At 68.5% G+C, this 6202-nt stretch carries 5 protein-coding genes; 3 read left to right on the top strand and 2 right to left on the bottom strand.

Translation table 11 applies throughout. The annotated features are described in order from the left end of the window. Window positions 1-44: 44 nt before the first annotated feature. A complete protein-coding gene (locus tag BFN01_RS01000; protein ID WP_256220986.1) occupies window positions 45-1019 on the bottom strand; it encodes a carbohydrate ABC transporter permease in 975 nt (324 codons plus the stop codon). Continuing rightward, window positions 1016-2308 carry an ABC transporter substrate-binding protein gene (locus tag BFN01_RS00995; RefSeq protein WP_071640605.1) on the bottom strand — a complete coding sequence of 431 codons (1293 nt, stop codon included), beginning with the start codon at window positions 2306-2308 and terminating at the stop codon, window positions 1016-1018. Before BFN01_RS00995 ends, BFN01_RS01000 begins: the two co-directional genes overlap by 4 nt. A 230-nt stretch (window positions 2309-2538) precedes the next feature. Between BFN01_RS00995 and BFN01_RS00990 the strand changes: the two genes are divergently transcribed. Genes BFN01_RS00990 through BFN01_RS00980 form a run of 3 tightly spaced genes read left to right on the top strand, consistent with a single transcriptional unit; the run spans window position 2539 to window position 6086 of the window. Beyond that, a complete protein-coding gene (locus tag BFN01_RS00990) occupies window positions 2539-3663 on the top strand; it encodes a substrate-binding domain-containing protein (protein WP_071640603.1) in 1125 nt (374 codons plus the stop codon). Window positions 3664-3678: 15 nt separating this feature from the next. Continuing rightward, a complete protein-coding gene (locus tag BFN01_RS00985) occupies window positions 3679-4674 on the top strand; it encodes a Gfo/Idh/MocA family protein (protein WP_071640601.1) in 996 nt (331 codons plus the stop codon). Next, window positions 4671-6086, top strand: a complete 1416-nt coding sequence (locus BFN01_RS00980) for a sulfatase-like hydrolase/transferase (RefSeq protein WP_071640599.1) — start codon at window positions 4671-4673, stop codon at window positions 6084-6086. The genes BFN01_RS00985 and BFN01_RS00980 overlap by 4 nt, the downstream gene beginning before the upstream one ends. The last annotated feature ends 116 nt before the right edge of the window (window positions 6087-6202 follow it).

Below are 6202 nucleotides of genomic sequence, written 5' to 3'. Positions count from 1 at the left end.
GTGCTGCTGCTGCGTCGCGTGATGAAGCGCGAAGCGATCGAATTCTAGGAGACATCGTGACTGCGACACTCACCGAAGACACCACCCGCACCATCGTGGTGCCCCCCGAGCACCGACACGAGGGCGAGCGACAGCACGGCCGAGGCGGATGCCGCGCCGTACGCGGGCACGGATTCGCCGGAGAAGGCGGTGACGTAGGTGTACACCGCCGTGGTCCAGGTCTGCGTCGGCGGCATGCCCGCCCCGGTCGAGCCGCCGAAGATCCAGATGATCTCGAAGATCTTGACCGACGAGATCGTCCACAGCACGGCGCACGTGCCGAACACGTCCCAGGTCAGCGGCAGGATGACGTGGCGCAGACGCTGCCAGGCGTTCGCCCCGGCGAGGGCGCAGTCCTCGTAGTAGTACGGCGGGATGCGGTCGACGCCCGCCATCAGGATCGTCGTGAAGTATCCCGTGGTGATCCACGTCATCATGACCATGATCAGCGGGAACAGGTTGTCCTGCGAGAGCCAGGCGGGCGGATCGGTGACGCCGAAGGCGCCGAGCAGCGTGTTGACCAGGCCGCCCGGGTTGAAGATGAACCCGGCGAGGACGCCGAAGATCATCGCGTTGACCAGATGGGGGAAGAAGATCACCGAGCGCGCGATCTTCTTGCCCGCCATGTCGCGAAGCACGAGGGTGAGCGCGAAGGCGATCACGAAGATCGCGAGTCCGACGACGAACAGCAGCAGCAGCGTGTTGCCGAACGAGCGCAGGAAGAGCTTGTCGTTGAACAGCCGCACGTAGTTGCCGAGGCCGACGAACTCCATGGGACCGGCACCGGCCCACTTGTTGAAGCTGATCCAGATCGCGTACACCGAGGGCACGACGAACAGGATCGAGTACAGCAGGAAGGCGGGTCCGACGAACGGCACGAACAGGCGGCGGCGGGCCTGGTCGATCGTGCTGCCCCCTCCCCGCCGCCCGCGACGGGCGGCGGGGAGGGGTGCGGCGGGCGCCAGAGCGACGTCGGTCACGAGTTCTGCTCCCAGTAGTCGACCTGGCCGGTCTTCATCGTCTCGACGAACGTCTTCGCGTCGGTCTTGCCGAGCACGAGATCGCTCAGCGCCGGCCACAGCAGCTTCTCGGTGTAGCCGGGGAAGCTGATGCCGTCGTTCTGCATGTAGTAGGAGTCGGCCTCGTCGAGCGCCTCCTTGACCGTCGACATCTCCTCGCTGACGGCGGCGTCGGCACGGATCGGGATGATCTTCGCCTCGCTGCCCAGAGCGTCCTGGTACTTCTTGTTCAGGAAGAAGGCGGCGAACTTCTCGGCGTTCTCGGCGTTCTTCGCGCGGGCCGGCACGGCGAATCCGACGAAGTCGGCACGTGCGGTGTCACCCAGCGTGGGGAACGGGAACGACGAGTACTCGAAGCCGTCGGCGGCGTACGGGCCGGTCTCGGTGGGGATCCACGTGCCGTTGAAGAGCATGACCGCCTTGTCGTCGGCCCAGACCTGCTGCTGCGCCGGCCACTTGCTGGCGTTGTAGCCGTCGATGAAGTAGTCGCCCTTGACGAGCTCCTCGATCATCTGCGCGGCTTCGAGCGCCTCGGGGTCGTCCCACGCCTTGCCGGTCTTGTCGGCGGCCATCTCGCGCAGCGAGCCGGGGCCGGCGAGGCCGACCATGGCGGACGTGTACCAGTAGGCGTTGTATCCGGCGACGTCGCCGTCGATGGCGATCGGGGTCTCGCCGGCCGCCTTCATCTCGTCCATCGTGGCGAGGAAGTCGTCCCAGCTCTGCGGCGGGTTCTTGGCGAGTTCCGGGTGCGCGGCCTTGTTGAACCAGATCGCGTCGCTGCTGAGCGAGTACGGCAGCATCCACGGTGCGTCCTCGCCCTCGACGGTGAGCACGTCGTCTTCGAGGTACGCCTCGGGGATCAGCTCCCCCGCCTTCTCGCCGTCGACGTCAGCGGCGTACGCCTCGGTGAGGGGCTTCGCCTGCCCGGTCTCGGCGAGCACGGGTGCGGTCTTCGCGAACGAGCCGTCGACGAGGTCGGGCACCTTGTTCGTGTTGAGCGTGGGCACGGTCTTCTTGAGGTTGTCGCGCCCCTGCCACTGGACGTTCACCTCGATGCCGGTCTCCTTCTCGAAGTCGGCGATGGCCTGGGCGACGACCTTCTGCTGCGCCTCGCCCTCCTTCCACATCGACCAGTAGGTGAACTCTCCGGAGTCGCTGGACCCGCCGCCTGAGGCGGACGAGCATCCGGCGGCGGTCAGCGCGACCGCGCCGATGAGGGCAAGTGCTGAGACCTTACGGATCTTCGCCATCGGATTTCCTTTCGTCTGTGCACGGCATCGTCGCCTGCGGGGTCGACTTTCGCCCGTGCATACAAGAGCATTCAAGGAGTATTCCGATATCCGTGATCGATCTGTTGCCGGGGATCCGCATCCTCGACCCCGGAATGCCGGAGATCGGACGCAAGGAATCGTCGAATACGTCTTTATTCCTCACTTCATTGACCGAAGAATCAAAGGAAGAACGACGGAGGGGGATCGGCATGGCCGGAAAGCGCGCAACGGTGCGCGACGCAGAATCGCGGGGGCTGAAATTCGAGCTCCTCGCCGATCAGCTGCGTCGAGGCATCCTCGCCGGCACCTGGACCGCGGGCCAGAAGCTGCCCACCGAGCAGGAGCTCTCCAAGGAGACGGGCCTGTCGCTGACCACCGTGCGCAGGGCGTTCGACGAGCTCGTGGCCGAGCGGATCGTCGTCCGTCGCCAGGGCGCCGGCAGCTTCGTCGCGCACACCCGCCCACGCGAGGAGCGCACGCGTCGGCGCATCGGCGTGCTGCTGCCCGACACCCAGCTCTACTACCCCAGAGTTCTGCAGGGCATCGACGAATCCCTGCAGGCGGCGGGCGCCTCGCTGCAGCTGGCGACCTACCGCTACCAGCCCGAGCGCGAGGACGACGCGATCGCGTCGCTGCTGGATGCCGGTGTCGACGGACTCATCCTCGCGCCCACGCTCACGGGGCTCGACGCCCCGCTCGCCCGCGCTCAGCAGCTCATGGCGCTGCCTGTCCCGGTCGTGCTGGTCGAACGCAGCCTGGCCGATGTCGGCCCCGCCGACACCACCGAGCACGTCTGCTCCGACCACGCCGGCGGGGCGTACGATGCGATCGTCCACCTGGCACGCCTCGGCCACTCGCGCATCGCCCTTCTCACGCGCTCGGCCACCGTCACCGAGTTCGGCATCGTGCGCGGCTACCGCCGGGCCATCGCCGACCTCGAGCTGCCCACCGGGCTCGAGTTCGCGCAGACCAAGCAGGAGTGGGAAGCCGATTCCGGGTCGTCCGCGTTCACTGCGCTGCGCGAGTTCGACGCCACCGCCGCCCTCGTGTTCGGCGACCGGGAAGCGGCGCTGCTGCAGGGTGCCGCGCGCCGAGCCGGGGTGAGCATCCCCGACGACGTCGCCCTCGTCTCGTACGACGACGAGGTGGCCGACCTCGCCGAGGTGCCGCTGACCGCGGTGGCCCCGCCCAAGTACCGCATCGGTCGCATGGCCGCTGACGTCATGCTGCGCCGGCTGGTGGAGGGCGACGAATGCCCGCTGCACCAGATACGGCTGCGGCCGCGCATCGTGATCCGTCGCTCGTGCGGCGCGAGCGCACTTCACCAGGACTGATCGAGGGAGACACACGTGCGGATCGGATTGATCGGAGCCGGGGCCGTCGCCCCGTACCACTGCGCCGCAGCAGCGGCGTTGGACGGCGTGCAGCTCGTCGCCGTCTGCGACATCGACGAGGCCGCCGCTCGAAGGGCAGCCGCCGGATGCCCGGATGCCGCCGTCTTCACCGATCATCGGTCGATGCTGGCGGCAGGGGTGGTGGATGCCGTGATCGTGAACACGCCGCACGCGACGCACCTGCCGATCGGCGTGGATGCCGCCGCCGCCGGTGCGCACGTGCTGGTGGAGAAGCCGATGGCCACCACCCTGGAGGACTGCGACCGGCTGGTCGCCGCGTGCGAGAGCGCGGGCGTCGCGCTGACCGTGGGACACATCCAGCACTACCTGCCCGAGAAAGTCGCCGCCCAGAGGGTGCTGGCGTCTGGCGAGCTGGGGACGGTGCGGATGGTGCGCGACAACCGCAGCACCGACTACCGTCCGGGCACCCGCTCGCCGTGGTTCTTCTCTCCCGAGATCGCCGGCGGCGGGGCGCTGATGAACATCGGCGGCCACTGCATCGACCGGGCGCTGTGGCTGGGCGCCGGGCGGGCGGTCGAGATGCTCGCCACCACGGTCAACCGCTTCGGCTCGGCGGTCGAGACCGACGGTGCGATGATGCTGCGCCTCGACAACGGGGTCGCGGTGAGCATCGTCGTGGTGAGCGATCCGGCGACCCGTGGCGACCTCGTGACCATCGTGTGCGACGGCGGCGTCATCGAGATCGATCCACGCCACGGCACCACCGTGCACATCGACGGCCGCTCGCGGCTGGTGCACCGCAGCCATCCCGACGACATCCAGAGCGCCTTCACCGCGCAGCTGGAGGACTTCCAGCGTGTGGTGCAGGGCGGCACTCCCACCGTGCCGATCGCGCACGCCCGACACGTGGTCGAGCTGATCCTCGCGGCGTACCGCTCCGCGGAAGAGGGGTCGGCACTGCTGTTCGCCGAGGCGGATGCGCTGAGATGACCCACCCGAACCTCGTCCTGATCGTCAGCGACGACCAGGGCCCGTGGGCGCTGGGCGCGGCGGGGAACCACGAGATCCGCACGCCGGTCCTCGATGAGCTGGCCGGGCGCGGTATCCGTCTCGACCGCTTCTTCTGCGCCTCGCCCGTGTGCTCACCGGCCAGGGCCAGCCTGCTCACCGGACGGATCCCGTCGGCACACGGCGTGCACGACTACCTCGACGGCGCGCACGCCGGCGCGGCCAGTCGTGACTACCTGGCGGGGATGCCGACCCTCTCCGACGCGCTCGCCGACGCAGGCTACCGCCTCGGCCTGTCGGGCAAGTGGCATCTGGGCGCCAGCGACGTTCCGCGACGCGGCTTCGTGCACTGGTTCGCCCTCGACGGCGGCGGCAGCGCGTACCACGATGCGGTGATGCACACCGGCGACGGCCGGACCGAGCATGTCACCGAGTACCTCACCGATGCGATCGCCGACGATGCGATCGCGTTCCTCGACGCCGAGCAGCAGCACGACGCACCGTTCTTCCTCGCCCTGAACTTCACCGCGCCGCACAAGCCGTTCGCCGGTCAGCATCCCGCGGAGTTCACCGACCTCTATCGCGACTGCGCGTTCGAGACGTGCCCGCAGGAGCAGCCCCACCCGTGGCTGCAGACCCTCGACGGCGCGCCGATCGGCGGCGAGGCCGACACCCGAGAGGCCCTGATCGGCTATTTCGCCGCAGTGACGGCGATGGATGCCGCGATCGGGCGTGTTCTCGACCGGCTGCGCGCGCACGACATCCTCGACGACACCCTGGTGGTGTTCCTCAGCGACAACGGGTTCAGCTGCGGCCAGCACGGCTTCTGGGGCAAGGGCAACGGCACCTTCCCGATGAACATGTACGACGAGTCCGTGATGGTGCCGTTCATCGTCGCGCAGCCCGGAGCGCTGCCCGAGGGCGACGTGCACGACGATCTGCGCAGCGCCTACGACGTGCCCGCGACGCTGCTCGAGCTGCTCGGACTCGACCCCGCGCCGTTCGAGCAGGGGCCGGGGCGCAGCTTCGCCGCCGCGCTGCGCGGCGAGCGCGCGGAGGATGAGCCGCGCCCCGTGGTCGTGCACAGCGAGTACGGCCCCGTCCGCATGATCCGCACGACAGACCGCAAGTACGTGCACCGGCATCCGTACGGCCCTCACGAGCTGTACGACCTCGAGGCCGATCCGCGCGAGCGGGTGAATCTCGCCGACGACCCTGCGCACGCCGCAGATCTCGCGCGGATGCGCGGGATGCTGGACGCCTGGTTCACTGAGCATGCCGACGCGCAGGCGGACGGCCGCGGTCTGCCCGTCGTCGGCGCCGGACAGACGCGCCCCCTCGACGACGACCCGCTCGGCGCCTTCGCACCGCCTGGATGGGATGGAGCCCCATGAACCGCCCGAACATCCTCCTGATCTGTCTCTTATACACATCTGACGCTGCCGACGAACTCTAGGGGGTAGATATCGGTGGTGGCCGGATCATTAAAAAAAACAATTGCAGGCATTCA

Source organism: Microbacterium sp. AR7-10 (genome assembly GCF_001878835.1).
In the GTDB taxonomy this organism is placed as follows: domain Bacteria; phylum Actinomycetota; class Actinomycetes; order Actinomycetales; family Microbacteriaceae; genus Microbacterium; species Microbacterium commune.
Note: the sequence above shows the minus strand (reverse complement) of the source record. Positions and strands in the feature narration are given on the sequence as shown.

Bases quoted from the DNA above. Each gene is read 5' to 3' on its own strand.
- BFN01_RS00995 (WP_071640605.1), bottom strand. From the start codon at position 2,308: ATGGCGAAGATCCGTAAGGTCTCAGCACTTGCCCTCATCGGCGCGGTC.
- BFN01_RS00990 (WP_071640603.1), top strand. From the start codon at position 2,539: ATGGCCGGAAAGCGCGCAACGGTGCGCGACGCAGAATCGCGGGGGCTG.
- BFN01_RS00980 (WP_071640599.1), top strand. From the start codon at position 4,671: ATGACCCACCCGAACCTCGTCCTGATCGTCAGCGACGACCAGGGCCCG.